The sequence below is a fragment of the Acidovorax sp. Root219 genome (genome assembly GCF_001428665.1).
Classification (GTDB): domain Bacteria; phylum Pseudomonadota; class Gammaproteobacteria; order Burkholderiales; family Burkholderiaceae_C; genus Acidovorax.
In genome coordinates, this window is the sequence record NZ_LMIJ01000037.1 from 1 (window position 1) to 1,628 (window position 1,628).

The window sequence follows — 1,628 nt, forward strand, 5'->3', positions numbered from 1 at the left end:
GCCATCGTCCCAGCGCCAGTAGCCCTGCAGGGCGCTGCCGTGCAGCGCGAAGGTCAGCAGGCACAAGGCGCCCAGCATTGCCAGATCGCGCTTCCATGTGGTTTGGTGTGTTCTGGTCTGGTTCGGCATTTTCATCCTGTTGCATGCGCCGGGTTGGCGCAGGCAGCTTGGTGGCACGGATGGCCTGGCCGCCCAAACCCTTTGCCGTCAGCGGTCATCCCCCCTCCGCTCTGGTCGCGTCGGGTATCAATGCATCGCTGCAGCCCTGCTTGCCCTTCACGGGCAGCAGCAGGAACTGGTGCTCCTGTCCCGGCAGGTGGCCCAGGACGATGGCACAACGCATCCTGCTGGCCGCCTGGGCCATGCGTTCGTCCGAAAAGCCCAGGATGGCCTCGAACCCCGACAGCAGCATGTCTTGGCGCTGAAAGGACTGCGCGACGTCGGGCCGTTCTGTGCTGACCAATGCGTCCAGGCTGACCTGGGCACCCGGGGTGGGCACAGCCATCACCATTTTTCGGCCGGCTCCAAGGGTCGGGGTCCATCCGGATATGTGCAACTGGCGGCCTTCGACGGTGATGGCGTCGATGGAGCCGCCGTAGCCATGCGCCACGCGCGGGGGCGGTTTGTCCATGGAAAAAGCGTGACCGACATTGGCCAGCTGGGATTGGATGACGGCCTCCTGCTGCTCGGGCGGCAGGCTGTCCAATGGCACCAGGCACAGGCACTTGTCATTCCACGTTCGGATGCGCGCGCGCTCGGCTGCATCGGCGGGCGCCTTGCGCAGCAGCGCTGGCTCGGGATGGAGTCGGCCGGGCTCCAGGCGCTGCTGCGCTGCGTGCGCGTACATGATCTGGGTGACTGTGGAAATGGGCGAGAAGAACTCGTAAGGCACCAGGATCTGGCCTGGCGGCGGATTCAGGGCGAATGCATAGTGGGCCTCGAACACCGCGTTGGCGGGGCGGTCATGCTCGCGCTGGGCCATGGACTGCTGCACCACCGCCGCCACGAAAACGAGCAGGGCGGCTGCGCGCCAGCGCGCAATGCGGGCGGGCCACTTCAGGCTCCAGAGAACGCACAGGGCAACCCAGGGCACCCAGAGATAACGCGTATACCCGATCAGATCCACACCCGGGTGCACCACGAAAAGCAACGGAAAGACCATCACCACGGCAGCGGCGCCCAAGCCCACCAGCATCCATCGGCGGTGCGGCGTGGATTGTGCGGCAACCCCCGCCACCAGGCACACGAGGCACGCCAGGATTGCAGCCATGCCCAGCGCACCGCTTCCAAGCAGGCCCTGGGCCAGCATATGGGCCAGGTTGCCAATGAAGACCGGCAGGGCCCGCCAGTCGCCCAGCGCACTCCCATGGTATCCCCCCATGCCTGAAAAAACGCTGATGCGGACCACCGCATACGCCAGCGCCACGGCCAGTGTAGGCAACGCGAAGCGCCAACGCGCCATGCCCCAGGGCGAGCCCACCGCCCCAGGCGAGCCTGCAGCCGCAGACTGCGAGCCAGCAGGCAGAGGCACCAGCAGGGTCAACGCCACCCAGGGGACATACACTTCCTTGCACAGCGTGGACAGCAGGTAGAACCCCGCTGCCAGAACGGCCCAGCGCCATTGCGCC

At 66.5% G+C, this 1,628-nt stretch carries 1 protein-coding gene; it reads right to left on the bottom strand.

What is annotated here, in order from left to right; all coding sequences use genetic code 11:
• Positions 1 to 214 precede the first annotated feature (214 nt).
• Positions 215 to 1,628, bottom strand: a 1,414-nt coding sequence (locus ASE28_RS32535) for a hypothetical protein (protein WP_082608288.1), incomplete at its 5' end; no start/stop codon positions are given.